The organism is Mycobacterium sp. E136, from assembly GCF_001666865.1.
GTDB lineage: Bacteria > Actinomycetota > Actinomycetes > Mycobacteriales > Mycobacteriaceae > Mycobacterium.
This window is the reverse complement of the sequence record NZ_LZJE01000316.1, coordinates 1-15,486: the sequence shown is the minus strand read 5'-3', so window position 1 is coordinate 15,486 and position 15,486 is coordinate 1. Positions and strand designations below refer to the sequence as shown.

General features: G+C 66.1%; 17 protein-coding genes and 1 pseudogene. 3 read left to right on the top strand and 15 right to left on the bottom strand.

Annotated features, from left to right (window positions below):
• A pseudogene (locus A5698_RS29125) lies at window positions 1-511 on the top strand (dihydrodipicolinate reductase); the annotation flags it as partial.
• Here the strand turns inward: A5698_RS29125 and A5698_RS20790 are convergent.
• From A5698_RS20790 to rplS, 11 genes are all read right to left on the bottom strand, one after another.
• A complete protein-coding gene (locus A5698_RS20790) occupies window positions 489-1,001 on the bottom strand; it encodes an Rv2253/PknI dimerization domain-containing protein (protein WP_068300621.1) in 513 nt (170 codons plus the stop codon). The pseudogene A5698_RS29125 and the gene A5698_RS20790 sit on opposite strands and share 23 nt — an antisense overlap.
• A complete protein-coding gene (locus tag A5698_RS20785; RefSeq protein WP_068300615.1) occupies window positions 968-2,680 on the bottom strand; it encodes an MCE family protein in 1,713 nt (570 codons plus the stop codon). The genes A5698_RS20790 and A5698_RS20785 overlap by 34 nt, the downstream gene beginning before the upstream one ends.
• The gene (locus A5698_RS20780; protein ID WP_068300608.1) at window positions 2,680-3,840 is read right to left on the bottom strand and encodes an MCE family protein; all 1,161 of its coding nucleotides are present in this window, start codon (window positions 3,838-3,840) and stop codon (window positions 2,680-2,682) included. The genes A5698_RS20785 and A5698_RS20780 overlap by 1 nt, the downstream gene beginning before the upstream one ends.
• A complete protein-coding gene (locus A5698_RS20775; RefSeq protein ID WP_068300613.1) occupies window positions 3,837-5,273 on the bottom strand; it encodes an MCE family protein in 1,437 nt (478 codons plus the stop codon). Before A5698_RS20775 ends, A5698_RS20780 begins: the two co-directional genes overlap by 4 nt.
• Window positions 5,270-6,370 carry an MCE family protein gene (locus A5698_RS20770; RefSeq protein ID WP_068300606.1) on the bottom strand — a complete coding sequence of 367 codons (1,101 nt, stop codon included), beginning with the start codon at window positions 6,368-6,370 and terminating at the stop codon, window positions 5,270-5,272. Before A5698_RS20770 ends, A5698_RS20775 begins: the two co-directional genes overlap by 4 nt.
• Window positions 6,370-7,395 carry an MCE family protein gene (locus A5698_RS20765; protein ID WP_068300604.1) on the bottom strand — a complete coding sequence of 342 codons (1,026 nt, stop codon included), beginning with the start codon at window positions 7,393-7,395 and terminating at the stop codon, window positions 6,370-6,372. Before A5698_RS20765 ends, A5698_RS20770 begins: the two co-directional genes overlap by 1 nt.
• Window positions 7,392-8,549, bottom strand: coding sequence for an MCE family protein (locus tag A5698_RS20760; protein WP_068300611.1), 1,158 nt, complete (start codon window positions 8,547-8,549; stop codon window positions 7,392-7,394). Before A5698_RS20760 ends, A5698_RS20765 begins: the two co-directional genes overlap by 4 nt.
• Window positions 8,550-9,152: 603 nt before the next feature.
• Window positions 9,153-9,458 carry a DUF2469 domain-containing protein gene (locus A5698_RS20755; protein ID WP_064398671.1) on the bottom strand — a complete coding sequence of 102 codons (306 nt, stop codon included), beginning with the start codon at window positions 9,456-9,458 and terminating at the stop codon, window positions 9,153-9,155.
• Window positions 9,459-9,513: 55 nt separating this feature from the next.
• Window positions 9,514-10,245 carry a ribonuclease HII gene (locus A5698_RS20750; RefSeq protein ID WP_067092303.1) on the bottom strand — a complete coding sequence of 244 codons (732 nt, stop codon included), beginning with the start codon at window positions 10,243-10,245 and terminating at the stop codon, window positions 9,514-9,516.
• A 39-nt stretch (window positions 10,246-10,284) separates the two neighbouring features.
• Window positions 10,285-11,100, bottom strand: a complete 816-nt coding sequence (gene lepB, locus A5698_RS20745; RefSeq protein WP_067092305.1) for a signal peptidase I — start codon at window positions 11,098-11,100, stop codon at window positions 10,285-10,287.
• An 86-nt stretch (window positions 11,101-11,186) separates the two neighbouring features.
• Window positions 11,187-11,528: a 50S ribosomal protein L19 gene (gene rplS / locus A5698_RS20740; protein ID WP_067092307.1), complete on the bottom strand. Its 342-nt coding sequence runs from the start codon at window positions 11,526-11,528 to the stop codon at window positions 11,187-11,189.
• Window positions 11,529-11,838: 310 nt separating this feature from the next.
• On the opposite strand from rplS, the gene A5698_RS20735 reads away from it, so the two are divergent.
• Both A5698_RS20735 and A5698_RS29575 read left to right on the top strand, forming a co-directional pair.
• Window positions 11,839-12,783: a serine hydrolase gene (locus A5698_RS20735; RefSeq protein ID WP_068300602.1), complete on the top strand. Its 945-nt coding sequence runs from the start codon at window positions 11,839-11,841 to the stop codon at window positions 12,781-12,783.
• Between the two features lie 252 nt (window positions 12,784-13,035).
• Complete coding sequence (locus A5698_RS29575; RefSeq protein WP_231967477.1) at window positions 13,036-13,227, top strand: hypothetical protein; 192 nt, start codon at window positions 13,036-13,038, stop codon at window positions 13,225-13,227.
• A 7-nt stretch (window positions 13,228-13,234) separates the two neighbouring features.
• Here the strand turns inward: A5698_RS29575 and trmD are convergent, their stop codons facing one another.
• Genes trmD through rpsP form a run of 4 tightly spaced genes read right to left on the bottom strand, consistent with a single transcriptional unit; the run spans window position 13,235 to window position 15,197 of the window.
• Window positions 13,235-13,912 (bottom strand): tRNA (guanosine(37)-N1)-methyltransferase TrmD, encoded by a 678-nt coding sequence (gene trmD, locus A5698_RS20725; RefSeq protein ID WP_068300598.1) that lies wholly within the window; start codon window positions 13,910-13,912, stop codon window positions 13,235-13,237.
• 3 nt (window positions 13,913-13,915) lie between these two features.
• Window positions 13,916-14,431 carry a ribosome maturation factor RimM gene (rimM, locus tag A5698_RS20720; RefSeq protein WP_067092119.1) on the bottom strand — a complete coding sequence of 172 codons (516 nt, stop codon included), beginning with the start codon at window positions 14,429-14,431 and terminating at the stop codon, window positions 13,916-13,918.
• A gap of 8 nt (window positions 14,432-14,439) precedes the next feature.
• Window positions 14,440-14,682 carry an RNA-binding protein gene (locus tag A5698_RS20715; protein ID WP_003881089.1) on the bottom strand — a complete coding sequence of 81 codons (243 nt, stop codon included), beginning with the start codon at window positions 14,680-14,682 and terminating at the stop codon, window positions 14,440-14,442.
• Between the two features lie 8 nt (window positions 14,683-14,690).
• Window positions 14,691-15,197, bottom strand: a complete 507-nt coding sequence (gene rpsP, locus A5698_RS20710) for a 30S ribosomal protein S16 (protein ID WP_067092121.1) — start codon at window positions 15,195-15,197, stop codon at window positions 14,691-14,693.
• Window positions 15,198-15,486 lie beyond the last annotated feature (289 nt).

The window sequence follows — 15,486 nt, the reverse complement described above, 5'->3', positions numbered from 1 at the left end:
GGCGATCGCCGGCGAATGGCAAGGCCAGATCCGCATGGTCGCCGAGGCCCTCGGCGTCGAGATCCAAGAGGTCCGCGAGACGTTCGACCGTGCCGTGACGGAGCGGACGCTCGAGGTCGCGATGGGCACCGTGGAGGCGGGCACCTGCGGCGCCCTGCGCATGCAGGCCATCGGCATCGTCGACGGCCGGGAGGCGATCGTGATCGAGCACGTCACCCGCTTGGCGCCCGACGTGGCTCCCGAGTGGCCGACGCTGCCGGACGCGCTGGGCTACCGCATCGTGATCACCGGCCAACCCGACATCGAATGCACGATGGCGGCCACCGTCCGCGACCGCAAGGATGCCGCCATCGAGAGCATGACCTCTGGCGCCGGAGCGATGGTGGCCACGGCGATGCGGGTCGTCAACGCCGTGCCGTATGTCGTTGCCGCACAACCGGGTCTGCTCACTTCGGTCGACCTGCCGCTGACCATCCCGCGGCACGCGTTCAACCCACGCGGGTCAGCCTGAACGGCATCTCGATGTCGAGCACTTTGTTGAATCCGCAGGCGCCACTGGGGCCCTCGGTCTTGTCCCACCCCTCGTACTTGTTGGGGTCCTGCGGATAACCCAGCCAGAACACCCACGACTGTTTGCCCGGGTAGGCCGTACCGTCGATGCACGGTTCCCAGTCCGGGACGGTCCTGGTGACCTTCCACCGGCCGCTCATGTACACCAGATCGGCGCTCCAGCCCTGATCGCTCTCGACCCGGCCGGTGCAATTCTGGTACGTCGTGCATGTCGAGGTGATGGTCCATGTCTGCGTGACGCTCGCCTCGTCGTGACGCGAGTCGTTGGTCTTCGCCCACCGACCGTCGGAGAACGCCGTGAACACACCGTTGATGGCGACCTCGTTCTGCGCCTGTGCGAGAGGCGCGAAGTGGACCGCCGCGATGACCGTCGCCGTGATCGTCAACGCCCGGATCACTATGCCCCTCCCACGTAGATCAACTGCTGCCATGATTTCGGGGTCGGTACGAGATCGGTTTGACGGCCGACGTTTCCGTCCGGCGTCGCATACTGGCCCGTCTGCGGATCGTAGTGCGCGATGGCGACCGAGGGTCCGTCCGCCGGACCGGTGGTGACGGAACTCGGCGTCGCGGGCACCGCCCCGGGCGGTGGGGGTGGCGAAGAGTCCGACGGCGGCGGGCCCTGCGGCGGTGGCCCGTGTGGGGTCGCCGCCTGCGGTGCGGGTCCGGCGGCCCCCTGCTGCTCCACCGGCTGCGACACGAGGGGCGGGATTGCGTTCGGCGGCAGCGACGGCATCTGTGCACCGGGCGCCAGCGGTGGAGGAGGGATCGGCGGCAGTGGGCCCCGCGGCACCGCGCCGGGCGGAAGTGGCGTGCCTTCGAGCGGGGCGAAGAGGTTGTCGTCGGCATTGACCCGGTCGTCGGGCGGCACGCCCTGTGCGATGAGGTTCGGGTCGATGGGATAGGCCCCCAGAGTGTGCTGGCGCATCGCCAGCGGTTCGTAGGGTTTGTCGCTGTAGCACTGCTCGACGGTCGGCGCCCGCTTACCCGGTACCCCCATGCACGGCGCGTTGCGCGCACCCCGCACGACGATCGGAGAGTCTTGCGGCAGCTTGCAGTAGATCCCGTCCGGCGTGTCGACCGTGGTCTGATCGTCCGGGCTCCGCCATTGCGACGGTGGCAGGAACCCGACAGTGCACGGGTTGGGGTCGGCCATCTGAATACGGAAGTCACCCAGGGCGATCCCGGTGGGATTGTTCTGGGGAGCCGACGACTGCACGTCGGCCACGAACGGCGGCAACAGCACGAGCACCTGCTCCAGCGAGGGGCGATACGTCACTGCCACCTGACCGATGGTGGTCATGTTGGCCAACAACACTGGCAAGGTCGGCTTGATCTGCTCGAGCAGACCGGCGACTTCGTCGGCTGCGGCGGGGCCCTCTTCCAGCAGAGTGCGGATCTGCCGGTCATCGGCCACGACCTGGCCGGTGATACCGGCGAGGCTTCGCGCCCACACCTGCAACGCGTCGGACGAGCGTGCCTGCGAATCCAGGAGGGGCACCGAATCTTCGGCCAGCCTCGCCGAGCGGGAGGCGTCCTCGTTCAAGGCTTCGGAGAGCGTGGCCGACGAGTCCACCAGCGAACCCATGTCGTATCCGGCCCCGCTGAACGCCTTGTACGATTCGTCGATCAATTCCGTCAGGCGGCCCTTGGGGATGCTCGCGATCAGGGTGTTCAACTGCTCCAGCATCGGGCTCACTGGCTGCGGAATCGTGGTGTCGGCCATCGGGATCACCGATCCGTCTTCCAGATACGGCCCAGAGTCGGTGCGCGGAAGCAGTTCGACGTACTGCTCGCCGACGGCCGAAACACTGCGCACTTCGGCCTGCAGATCGGCCGGGATCCGGGGTGACGTGTCGAGTCGCAACGTCGCGGTGGCCCGGGTGCGGGACACGTCCATTTCGGTGACCTTGCCCACCTGCACCCCGCGGTAGGTGACGTTGGCGAATCGGTAGAGGCCGCCCGAGGAGGGCAATTCCAGTGTGACGGTGATCTTCCCGATGCCCAGCAGGGTGGGCACCTGCATGTAGGCGAACACCATCGCGACCACGCCGATGATCGACGCGATCGAGAAGATCACGAGCTGGATGCGCACCATCCGCGGCAGCATCAGCCACCACCCCCCGGTTCCCACGGCGCGGGCGCGGCATTCGGAATCGGGCCGAAGGGCGGCGATGTGCCGACTCCCAGTGGGAATTTCGTGTAGTACGCGTCGTATCCGGGGTCACCCGGCGCGGGGATCAACGATGCACGGTCCTGCCCGAGCGCGGTGCCGAGCAGCAATCCACGCTTGAGCCGAGCGTTGGTCCAGTCGACCGTGACGAACAGATTTACGTAGTCCCCGCGGACCCCGCGGTCGATCAAGTTCTGGCTCAACGGGAACGTCGGCAGGTAGGCCAGCGCCGTGTCGATCTCTGCGCCCACGTCGGCGAGCGCGCGCAGCGTCGGCTCCAAGTTCTGGAGATTCGTGACGAGGTCGGCCTGCGTGTCGTTGATCAAGCCGGAGACCGTATCGCTGAACTGCCCCAACCGATTCAGTGCGGTGGTGAAGTTGGGTCGTTCCCGGATCAGGATGTCGAGCGCGGGCGGGATCTTGTCGAGCGCACGGGTGAGCACCCGTTGTTCATCACCCAACCGCTGCGAGAACCTGTTCAGCTCGTCGATGGTCGCGATGATGTTGTCGCGCTGTTGGTACAGGGTCCCGACGAAGGTGTCCAGCCGGCCGATCAGGTCGCGCACCGTTCCCTGGCGTCCCGACAGCGCGGCGTTGAAATTGGCGATGATGTCGCCGATCTGGCCCAGTCCCCCGCCGTTGACCACTGCCGCCAGGGAAGACAGCGTCTGTTCTGTCGACGGGTATGTCGACGTCTTGTCGAGTCCGATGGCGGCGCCCGGGTTGAGCCGTCCGCTCGGCTTCTCACCCGGCGGCGGGTCCAGCGCCACGTGCATGGAGCCCAGGAGGCTGGTCTGGCCGACCGTGGCGACGGCGTTGGCGGGCACCACGACGTCGGGCTTGACCGAGACCTCGAGGTCGATGTGCCAGCCGTGCAACGTCATCTTGCCGACACTGCCGACCACGACGTCGTCGATCATCACGGGCGAATTCGATTCCAGGGTACCGACGTTGGCGAGCTCGACGTGGTAGACGCTGGCGTCAGGCCCCCGGCCCACCGCCCCCGGCAGCGGCAGAGAGTTCACCCCGTTGAACGAGCACCCAGTGAGCAACAACAGCAGGGTCAGCCCCGTGGCCACCGTACGACGGCCGATCACGAGGGTCCTCCGCCGTCTGGAACCGGAGGTGCCCCCGCCGGCCGTGAGTTCGGCACTGCCGGAGGTGCCTGCGGGTTGGGCCGCTCCGCGGGGAGCAGCATGTCCTGCAGGTTCGGCGTGCCCGGTGATGCGGGCGCCGCGAGTGGTGCGGGCGGGATGCCCGGCGGCGGCGGTGGCGCATCCCAGCCGGGCGGCGGCGGTATGTCGCCGATTCCGGTGTAGGCAGATACCGCGGGCGGGGGCTCGGGGTGATCGTCGGGCGGCCCACCCGCGCCGGGCATCAGCTCCGGTTCGGAATACCGCAGCATGTACGGGGGCGGGTTCGACGTCAGGAAAAGGCTGAACGGGAACGGCACGTTGTTGATGCTCGCCGTGCGCAGGCCGGGCCCGAGGTACTGCGCGCACAGCTTGCCGGTCGTGGGCGAGGTGACGTTTTGAAGCGCCCCGATCATGCCGCAGAAGGCCCATACCGGATTCGACAGGTTGTTGAGGACGAACACGCCACTGGCAGCGCCGGTACGCGGGTCGAACATGTTGACCGCGTTGGCGATCGAGTGAGGCGCGATGTGGAGGACGTTCTCCAGTGCCATGCGATGGTCGGCGAGGTTCTGTGTGACGCTGGCCAGTCGTTGGATCTGTTCGGCGGTCTGATTGCGCGTGCCCCTGATGAACCGGGTGGTCTCGCCGACGACGTCGGACAGATTCTTCAGCGCGGCGTCGAGATCGGATCGGCTGTCGTCGACGACGCTTGTCAACGTCGCGAACCTGTCCTGGAACTGCACGATCTGCTCGTTGCTGTCCCGCAACGCGGTGACGAACACCTGCAGGTGGTTGATGGTGTCTACGATGTTGCCGCTTCCGTCGGCGAGTATGCGACCGACGCCGGACAGCTGCGCAAGCGTTTGACGCAGTTTGTCGCCGTTGCCGTCGAGCGCGTTGGCGGCGCTGTCGATGAACCTGCCGACCGAACCGGTCGACATACCCTGGGCGGGGCCGAGGTCCGTTGCCAGCCGCATCAGCTGCTCTTTGACCTCGTTCCACTCGACCGGAACGGCCGTGCGGTCCAACGGAATCACGGCGCCGTCGGCCATCGCGGGCCCGGATTCGTAGGCGGGTGTCAGTTGGACGTACCGCGCCGAGACCAGGTTTTGGGCGACGATCACCGCCTTGGCGTCGGCGGGCACCTTGATGCCGTGGTCGACGGCCAGCCTCATCTCGGCCTGGGTGCCGACCGGTTTGATCGATTCGATGGAGCCCACCTTGACGCCTGCGATGCGAACCTCGTCGCCGGGGTAGATGGCGGTGGCGGTGGTGAACTGGGCGGTGATGGTCGTGGGCCGGAACACGGTCTGCCGGATCAGGACCACGACCCCGCCGACGAGCGCCACGGCCAACGCGACCGCGAGTGCGCGCTTCACCCAGATGTTGTTCATCGTCCCGGCCCCCACTGCTCGTGAGGCATCGGGATTCCGTTGTAGGGGAACGGAAGCTCGGCGCGCGGACCGGCGTTGTCGGGTGGCTGGCCGGCGTTGACCCCGCGCCGGAACCCGAACGCGTAATCGAAGAACGGCTGGAAGATCTGGCCGAAGAAGATGTTGGGAATGTAGGCCTGGTAGTACGGGCCGTTACCGATCGTCTCGCCCAGCGTGATCTGGAACTTCGCCAGGCCAGGAAGCGCCTTGGCGATGTTGTCGCGGTTGCGCTCCAGGATCTCGGTGACGCCGTTGAGCTTCTCCAACGTGGGGGCCAGCTCCTTCTCGTTGTCGGCGATGACACCGGAAAGCTGCTTAGACAACGCCGATGTGTGCGCGAGCAGTTCGACGATGGCGTAGCGCCGTGCCGACAACACCGACACCAGGTCGTTGGCGTTGAGGATCAGCGTGTTCACCTGCTGACTGCGGTCCGACAGGATCTCGGTGACGTCGGCGCCGTTTTCGAGCAGATCCCCCAGCGTGTCGTCACGATCGTTGATCGCCTTGGACACCCGGGTCAGCCCGTCGAACGCGGGGCCCAGCTGCGGCGCCACCTGGTCCAGGGTCGCCGACAAAGTGTCCAACGACTGGTTCAACGACGCGGTGTCGGTGCCCGCGGTGTTGTTGGTCAGCTCGCTGACCGCCTCGGTCAACGAGTAGGGGGACGCGGTGCGCGACACGGGAATCACGTCCATCGGGCGCAGCGCCCCCTCGCCCTTGGATTCTAGGGTCACGACCCGCTCGCCCAGCAGGGATCCGGTCCGGATGTGTGCGGTGGTGTCCGATCCCAGCGACACCGAGCCGTCGACCACCATCGTCACCATTGCGTTGCGCCCCTCGAGTGCAACGCTGGAGACGGTGCCCACCTTGATTCCCGAGATCGTCACGTCGTTGCCCGCCGCCAGCCCGCCGGCGTCGGCGAACTGCGCCTGATACCGCACCGCGGTCGCCCATGACACCAGCCGTTCCGGAGCGAGTCCGACCGCGATGACGAGAACGATCAGCACCACGCCGAGGATTCCGGCGCGGATGAGTTGTCTGCCACGATATTTCAGCATCAGGGCTCGGCACACCTCCCGGTTTCCTGCTTGAGCCACGGGAAGACGGCGGTGCGGCCCTGCAGGTCGGTCACCCGCCACTTGAGTTCGCAGATGTAGTAGTTGAAGAAGCTCCCGTACGACCCCGTGCGGATGAGCTTGCGGTAGTTCTCGGGCGCCTTCTGCAGGCTCGTGTCGATCCGGTCCTTCTGGAAGTCGAGGTTGGGCGCCAACCGGGCCAGCTCATCGACGGTGCCCGCCAGCGGTGCGCGCGCATCGCTGAGGAGATCGGCCACCGACGCCGATCCGTTGTTCAGCGATTCGATCGCGGTGCCGATCGGGTCGCGTTCCGCCGCGAGCTCCGTGACGAGCCTCTCCAAGCGGTCGATCGTGCCCGAGAACTTGTCGCCTTCGCGATTGAGGGTGGCAAGCAGCGTGCGTAGATTGTCGATGAGCGCCTGGATCGTCTGGTTGTGCTCGGCAAGCGCCGTGGTGAACCCGGAGGTGTTGTTCAGCAGAGACTGCAAGGTGCCGCCCTGCCCCTGGAAGATCTGGATGAGGGACGCCGACAGCGCGTTCACGTCTTCTGGATTCAGTCCTCGGATAACGGGTTTGAGGCCGCCGAGCAGCAGGTCGAGGTCGAGCGCGCCCTGGGTCCGCTCCAACGGGATCTCGGAACCCGGTGACAACGGTGTTCCGTCCGGGCCCTCGATCAGCTCCAGGTATCGGTCGCCGACCAGGTTCAGGTACCGGACCGCGGCCCGCGTGCCCGTGGTCATGCGCACATTGGGATCGGCGTCGAAGCTGACCAGAACCGTCTTGTCCGGACGTAGCTTGACGCCGTTGACCGTTCCCACGCGCATCCCGGCCACCCGCACGGATTGTCCGGCCTTCAGCCGGGAAGCGTCGGCGAACACCGCCGTGTAATCCTTCGTGCTGCCGGTCTGGTACTGGCCGAAGATGAAGAACAGCGATGCGGTCAGCAACGTCATCACGAGCGCGAATAGCCCGAATTTGACCAGGGTCGGCCGCAGCGAACGCCTCATCCGGGCATTCCGATCTGTGCTGTATTGCGGGGCGGCCCAGCGGTTTCGGTGTCAGGGAACATGATCTGTTTGATGATGTCGGCGTTGAGGACAATGCCCGGGTACGTGCGTCGCCACGGATTGGTTCCGGTGTCGGCCACGACATACGGAGCGGCGGTTTCGAACGGCAGCTTCGGCAGTCCGGTGCACTGCGGACCGCCCTCGGCGCCGGCCTTGGGCAAATCCAGGGGATAGCGGTACCGCTCCTGGGCCCACAGGAAGCCGGCCAGCACCTCGACGCCCGGCGATTTCAACGGTGGTAAGTGCGACGCCTCGACCATGCCCGCCAGTGCACACCACAGCGCCTGGTTGTACTCGTTGGTCAGCGCCGTGGTCGGGACCAGCAACCGCATGACATCGGTCAGCGACCGACGGTTCTGCCCGATCACCTCGTTGCCGACGTCGGCCAGCCCGATCACGCTGACGAGTGCCGCATCGAGATCGTCTTGTTTGTCGACGATGGATTCGCTGAGGGTTGCCCCGTCATCGGCGATCGACACAAAATCCCCTGACGCGTCGGCGTATGCGCGAAGCACCCCGGGAGCCAGTTCCAGATCGCGATTGAGCGCCGGCAGGCTGGGCTCGAGTGTCGCGAGGTAGGAATCGAGATCGGACAGCATCTGGCCGAACCTCTGTCCCCGACCGGATACGGCATGCGCGATCGCACCCAGCGTGGCGTTCAGTTTTGCGGGTTCGATGGTGGACAGCACCGAGGTCAGCTGCTCGAAGACCGTGTTCACCTCGACCATCACATGCTGGGCCTCGATCACCTGACCGGGGTGCAGCGATTGCGGTGACGGGTCGTCGGGGAAGACGAATTGCACTTGCTTGGCCCCGAACACGGTCGGCGAGGCGATGTCGACCAGCGCGTTGGCCGGAATCGCATCGAGCCGTGAGGGATCCATCGCGAGATGAAGTGCCGCCTCACCGCTGGGGAGATCTTCGATCGATGCGACTCGTCCGACCTGAACACCGCGGACTTGTACCTTCGCGTCCGGGTTCATCACGAGACCGGCGCGCTGCGAAATGACCGTGACCGGAACGGTATCGGAGAAGTCGCCCCGAAACAGGCTCGCCGCCACGACGAAGACCGCGACGATCGTTACGATCGACACCAAGCCGACGAGGGGCCGAAGTACCGCGCGCTTCACCGAGCGTCTCCGCGCACGTACTCGAGATGTCCCGCACCGCACCCGATTGGTCGGTATGACAAGCCTGTATTCCCCCCAGCATGCGATCGAGGACGGTGCAGGACTTTACGCCGGAACATATCTTTGGGTCAATCGCTCCCGTTGCCAAGTGGAAATTCGAGGTTGCAGATCCTCTTTCGAGTGGATTTACACAGGAAAAATGTTTGCTGCTCAAGCATGTCACACGGTTTCAAGCAGTTCAACCAGCAATAATGGGACAAATACCACTTATCTGTCTCGCGTTCGGGACGTACGTGGCCGGCGTGTCAGCGTCATTGCCCAGCAGGGCAGACGGAACAATGATTAGGCCCAATCCGAGCATCGCGCAGCGTGACCGTAAGGCGGCCGCCCCAATGTGGACGCCATCGGCGGAACTCAATGATGCCGTGTCGCCGACCCCCGAGGGCCTGAATGGCAATCATTATGAGAATAGAGACGGACAGTCTCAAAAAGGCCCTGCGGCAACCAAATCGGTCCGCCATCCGTTGCGATCAACGATTGTCGCCAGCGTCAAACGTGCCGCCGCGTTTATTCCGGAAGCCGCAATTCCGGCTTTTCGACCTCTTCGATGTTGACGTCTTTGAAGGTGATCACCCGTACCTGTTTGACGAAGCGGGCGGGCCGGTACATGTCCCAGACCCAGGCGTCGGCCAGACGCAGCTCGAAGTAAACCTCTCCGTCGGAGTTGCGCGGTACGAGTTCGACGCTGTTGGCGAGGTAGAACCTGCGCTCGGTTTCCACCACGTAACTGAACTGGCCAACGATGTCCTTGTATTCGCGGTAGAGCGAGAGCTCCATCTCGGTTTCGTACTTCTCGAGATCTTCGGCACTCATCGGCTCAGCTGTCCTTCATGTTGGTCGCTGCCCCCTTGTTGGCTCCCATTGTCCCCTACCCCGCTTCGTCGCGTTGATGCGGTGGACCCACCTGGTCGGCGTCGACCAGTTCGGTCACCACCTTGATCCCTGCGGCCGTGGCCACCCGGCGGACGTTGATGAACGAGTAGCGGTGCTGACTAGAGGGCCCCAGCTCGGCCAGCGCGGCGCTGTGCGCCGGCGTGCTATAGCCCTTGTGATCCGCAAAACCGTAGCCGGGATGTTCGGTTTCCATCTTCACCATCAACCGGTCGCGGCTGACCTTGGCCAGCACGCTGGCCGCGGCGATACACGCCGCCGCTGCGTCACCCCCGACCACCGGGAGCGAAGGTACCGGCAGGCCGGGCACGCGGAAGCCGTCGGAGAGCACGTAGCCCGGTCGCACCGAAAGGCCGGCAACGGCCCGGCGCATCCCTTCGATGTTGGCCACGTGCACGCCGCGGCGATCCACCTCCACCGAGGGGATGAACACCACGTGATAGGCCAGCGCGTACCGCCGGATCAATGGGAAGAGGCGCTCGCGCTCCTTCTCGTTCAGCTTTTTCGAGTCATCGAGGGCCGAGAGGCTTTCCAGCCGGTTCGGGCCGAGGACGCAGGCGGCGACGACGAGAGGTCCCGCGCACGCACCCCGGCCGACCTCGTCGACGCCGGCGACCGGTCCGAGGCCGCTGCGATACAGCGCAGACTCCAACGTGCGCAGCCCCGAGGATTTTCGGATCACAGTGCGCGGTGGCCATGTCGCCGGCAAGAACACCCTCTCCTCTTGCGTGCTGGTGCGTCGTGGCGGTTATGTCTGCGGGTTCACGCTGCTCACGCCACCCCATCGGGAGGGAGGCCAGGCTATGAACCGCGCCTTACCGATGACATTGTCCACCGGAACGGTTCCGGCCATCGGGTCACCCGTGCACAGAAGACCCTTCTGGGCATCAGCCGGGGTGTTGGTGCAGTGCGCGCGCGAATCCGCCGAGTGGGTGCGGTTGTCCCCCATCACCCACAACCGCCCTTCCGGCACCGTCACGGGCCCGAATTCATTGCCGAGGCAGGGGTAGACCGCGGGATCGGCGCGCATGGTGTTCGGGTCCAAATACGGTTCGTCGAGCCGCTTTCCGTCGACGGTCAATCCGGTCGACGCTCGACATTCGACGGTCTGACCACCGACGGCGATGATTCGCTTGACGAGGTCGTTCTCATCGGGCGGGACGAAACCCACCACCGAAAGCGCATTCTGAACCCACCGGATCGCGGTGTTGTCCGAGCGGATCGACCGGTAGTTGATATTCCAGTTGGGTGGGCCCTTGAACACGACGACGTCGCCGGGCTGCGGGGAGGAGAACCGGTAGGACAGTTTGTCCACCATGATCCGGTCACCGGTGCAACCGGGGCAGCCGTGCAGCGTCGGTTCCATCGACTCGGACGGAATCAGGTAGGGCCGGGCGACGAACGTCAGCATGACGTAATACAGGATCAATGCGATCGAGATCAGGATCGCGAATTCCCGTAGCGCGCCGCCCTTTTTCTTGGGCTTCTCCGCCGCTTCGTCCGGCGAAGTGTCTTCGGGCGCGCGCTCGGTCGATGCCTCGTCGGACTCTGCGGAACCGGTCACCGCATCAGGGTAGCCAGCGCCGTGCTCAACCTCGCGCTGCTCGCGCTCCAATGATCAGGTCCCGGCGCCGACGGCCGACCCGGAGGTCAGCGCTTTTCCTTGATCTTCGCCTTCTTGCCGCGAAGCTCGCGCAGATAGTAGAGCTTCGCGCGGCGCACGTCACCGCGCGTCACGACGTCGATGTGATCGATGTTGGGCGAATGCACCGGGAACGTCCGCTCGACGCCGACGCCGTAGCTTTCCTTGCGCACCGTGAAGGTCTCCCGGATACCGCCGCCCTGGCGACGCAGGACCACACCCTTGAAGACCTGGATGCGCTCCTTGGAGCCCTCGATGACCTTGACGTGCACGTTGACGGTGTCGCCGGGACCGAAGTCCGGGATGTCGTCGCGCAGCGAGGTCTGATCGACGAAGTCCAGCGTGTTCATCGGTGACACTTCCTTGCGGTTGGCGGCTGCGGACGCTTCCTGTCGCGTGGACATAAGCCTGCCGAGCCGTGATCGGGCGAATCGGGGTGTATCTCGCAGCGGGCGGAGCTGGCCGTTCCCGGATCCTGCACAGACAACTGCTCAATTGTGCCAGATGGGAGCCCTCCGGCGAAATCGCGCCGGATCGTCGCGCCGATCCTTCGTAAGGTTAGCTAAGCAGGCGGTAGTGGTACTTAACCATTAGGCTTGATACCTGGGCTTAAGCGATGCGGCGGGGCCCGACTTCCGATCCAGCCATTCGAGGAGGGTCATGCGACGGCGGCCGTCGATGCTGGTCAGGACGATCGCACTGATCGCCGCTGCGGTCCTGACCGCCGCCGGGTGCGAGGCGAAGGTGCACGGCACGCCACCGGCGCTCGCGGGTCCGCAGCTGACCGTCGTCGCGCCGCAGGGCAACATGGCCCCGCTGCCCGAGGCTCCCCCCGACGAACCCGCCGCTTCCTTCGGCGGCCTGGACGCTCGCACGCAGGAGGCCACCGCGCAGGCCGCCGAGGCCGGCGCCGACCTTTCGATCGCCGTTCTCGACCGCAACACCGGATATCTGGTGTCCAACGGCAACAACGAGGCGATGCCGATCGCGTCGGTGGTCAAGCTGTTCATCGCCGACGATCTGTTGCTGCAGGAGTCGCAGGGCAAGACCGAACTCACGCCCGAGGACCGCAACGCGTTCGAGGCAATGCTGCGCTCTTCCGACGACAGCGCCGCCGAGGTTTTCTGGAACCGCAGCGGCGGCAGCGAGATCGTCTCGCGCGTCACCACGCGATACGGCCTGGGCGCGACCAGCACGCCGTACAACGGCCGCTGGTTCAACACCTTGAGCACGACGCAGGACCTGGTCCGCTACTACTCCGAGTTGCTCTCCGGTGGCGGCGGGCTACCGCCCGACAAGGCCAACATCATCCTGTCGAACCTGGCGGCGTCGACACCCACGGCGCCCGACGGCACGGTGCCCGGCGGCGTGTACCCGCAGCGGTTCGGCATTCCGGAGGGGCTCTACGACGAGCGGGTGGCGGTCAAACAGGGGTGGTTCTGCTGCTGGAACGGCGGCAATTGGGTGCACTGGTCCACCGGAGCGATCGGCGCCGACCGTCGCTTCGTCATGGCGATCGCGTCGATGCAACCCGCCGACGACGCCACCGCTCGCGACACGATCACCCAGGCGGTCAAGACGATGTTCCCCGGCGGCCGCATCTGAGGGGTACGGCAAAAGCCTCTTCACACCGCGGCGAGTAGGGGCACGCTGCGTTGATGACGTCAGCCGATCGCATGCCACACCTTTCCCGGCGGGCCGCACTCGGTGCGCTGGGGCCGAGCGCCGCTGCCATCGCCACCGCCCCGCAGGCGGCGGGCCAACTCGACCAGGGCTACGAGGCGATGTTGATGAAGTGCATCGATCCGCGGTTCACCACCAGCACGTGGAAGTACATGGTTGACGCGGTTGATCGGCATGGCGCACCGCGATTGCGGCGCGGCCGCGGCGGCCTACGGCGACCGCGTGCTGACCGACAGGGCGTACGAAACCGAGGTGTTGTCGGCGACTCTGCGCGCGTTCCGCGATGAGGCCGGTCGGCGTCAGCCCGCTCTGGTCGTCGAACTCGGCATCATGGATCTGGACGGGACCGTCGAGGTCGTCACCTGACGCGCGCTCAGTCCAGCAGGTCGGGTCGGCGCTCGCGGGTGCGATCGAGGCCCTGCTCGCGACGCCAGGCGGCGATCCTGGCGTGGTCGCCGGACAACAGGATCTCGGGCACGTCGAGGCCCCGCCAGCTGGGCGGCCGGGTGTAGCTGGGGCTCTCGAGAATGCCCTCGGAATGCGAATCCTGTTGGTGCGACTCGGGATTGCCGAGTACACCGGGCAGCAACCGCACGACGGCCTCGATCATCACCAGTGCGGCCGACTCGCCGCCGGGCAACACGTAGTCACCGATCGACACCTCCTCGACGCGCATGCGGCGAGAAGCGTCCTCGACGACGCGCTGGTCGATCCCCTCGTACCGTCCGCAAGCGAACACCAGGTGTTTCTCGTCGGCCCACGCCGCGGCGTCCGCCTGGCGGAAAAGCCGGCCCGCGGGGGTCGGCACCACGAGAAGCGTTTCGTCCGAACAGATCTCGTCGAGCGCCTCACCCCACACCGGCGCCGTCATCACCATGCCCGGCCCCCCACCGTAGGGCGCGTCGTCGACCGAGCGGTGCACATCGTGCGTCCAGCGCCGCAGATCGTGCACGGCCAGCTCGACGATGCCGGACTCAATGGCCTTGCCGGGCAACGACTGTCGCAAGGGTTCGAGATATGCCGGGAAAATCGTCAGGACGTCTATTCGCATGGCTCAGATCTCCAGCAGGCCTTCCGGCGGGTCGATCTCGACCAGCTGATCGGCCAGCGACACCGAGGTCACGATCGCGCTGACGAACGGCACCAGCACCTCGCGGTCGTCGCCGCGGACGGCGAGCAACTCACCGGCCGCCGTGTGCAACACCTCGGCGACGGTGCCGACGTCGACGCCGTCGGTGGTGCGCACCCGCAGCCCTTCGAGTTGATGGTCGTAGTACTCGTCGGGGTCCTCGATCGGCGGAAGCTGCTGCGAGTCGACGAGGAACACGATGCCGCGCAACGCGTCGGCGGCGTTGCGGTCGTCGACGCCGTCCAACCGGATCAGCAACCGGCCGCCGTGTTCGCGCACCGACGTGATCGTGTACTCGCGCTCGGCGCCGCCCTTGCCGGGGCGACCGCGCAACGACACCCCGGGCGCGAACCGCGCGTCGGGATCGTCGGTGCGCACGTCCACCACCACCTCACCGGTGATGCCGTGCGCTTTGACGACGCGCCCGACAACGAGGTCCATGCGCGGGGCTACTGGTCGGTGTCCACCACGTCCACGCGGATACCGCGACCACCGATGCCGGCGACCAGCGTGCGCAGCGCGGTCGCGGTGCGGCCACCTCGCCCGATCACCTTGCCCAGGTCATCGGGATGGACGTGGACCTCGACGGTGCGACCACGACGGCTGGTCACCATGTCGACGCGGACGTCGTCCGGGTTGTCGACGATCCCGCGTACCAGGTGTTCGACCGCGTCGACGACGACAGAACTCACGGCCGGGCTCAGCTTTCAGTGGCGCCGGAGACGGTGGCGTCCTCGCCCTCAGCGGGGGGCTCGGACTGGTCCTTGGCGGGCGCCGGGTCGGCCTGCGCCTCGGTCTCGGCGGCCTTCTTGGCCGCGGGCGCCTTCTTCTTCTTGGGCTGCGTGGCCTCGGTGCTCGGACCGCCCTCGGCCTCGGCGAGCGCGGCGTTGAACAACTCGAGCTTGCTGGGCTTGGGCTCCTTGACCTTCAGCGTGCCCTCCGCGCCCGGCAGGCCCTTGAACTTCTGCCAGTCGCCGGTGATCTTCAGCAGCGCGAGCACGGGCTCGGTCGGCTGGGCGCCGACGCTGAGCCAGTACTGGGCCCGCTCCGAGTCGATCTCGATGAGGCTCGGGTCTTCCTTCGGGTGGTACCGGCCGATGACCTCGATGGACCGGCCCTGGCGGCGGGTGCGCGCGTCGGCGACGGCGATGCGGTATTGGGGATTGCGGATCTTGCCGAGCCGCGTGAGCTTGATCTTTACAGCCATGGTTGTGCGTCTTCTCCTGTGATTGCCACGCTGGCAATTCAGCGATCGAGGCGGATTGCCCCGGCCCGGTTTTGCCTTTGCGCGTGTGACCGCCGCAGGGTCGTAATCCCGCGGCAGACAGCCGCCCATTGTGCCAGAACAGCCCCGACCGGGAGAAATCCGCTACCGGTAGACCGCTGGACGGGCTTGACGGGTTGATTCCACGCACCCCCGTGGCTGTTGCGAAATGCCGGTCGCGGTGCTTGGTCTTGACTGTTGGGCACGAAACGATGAGGTATGGCTCGTTCGT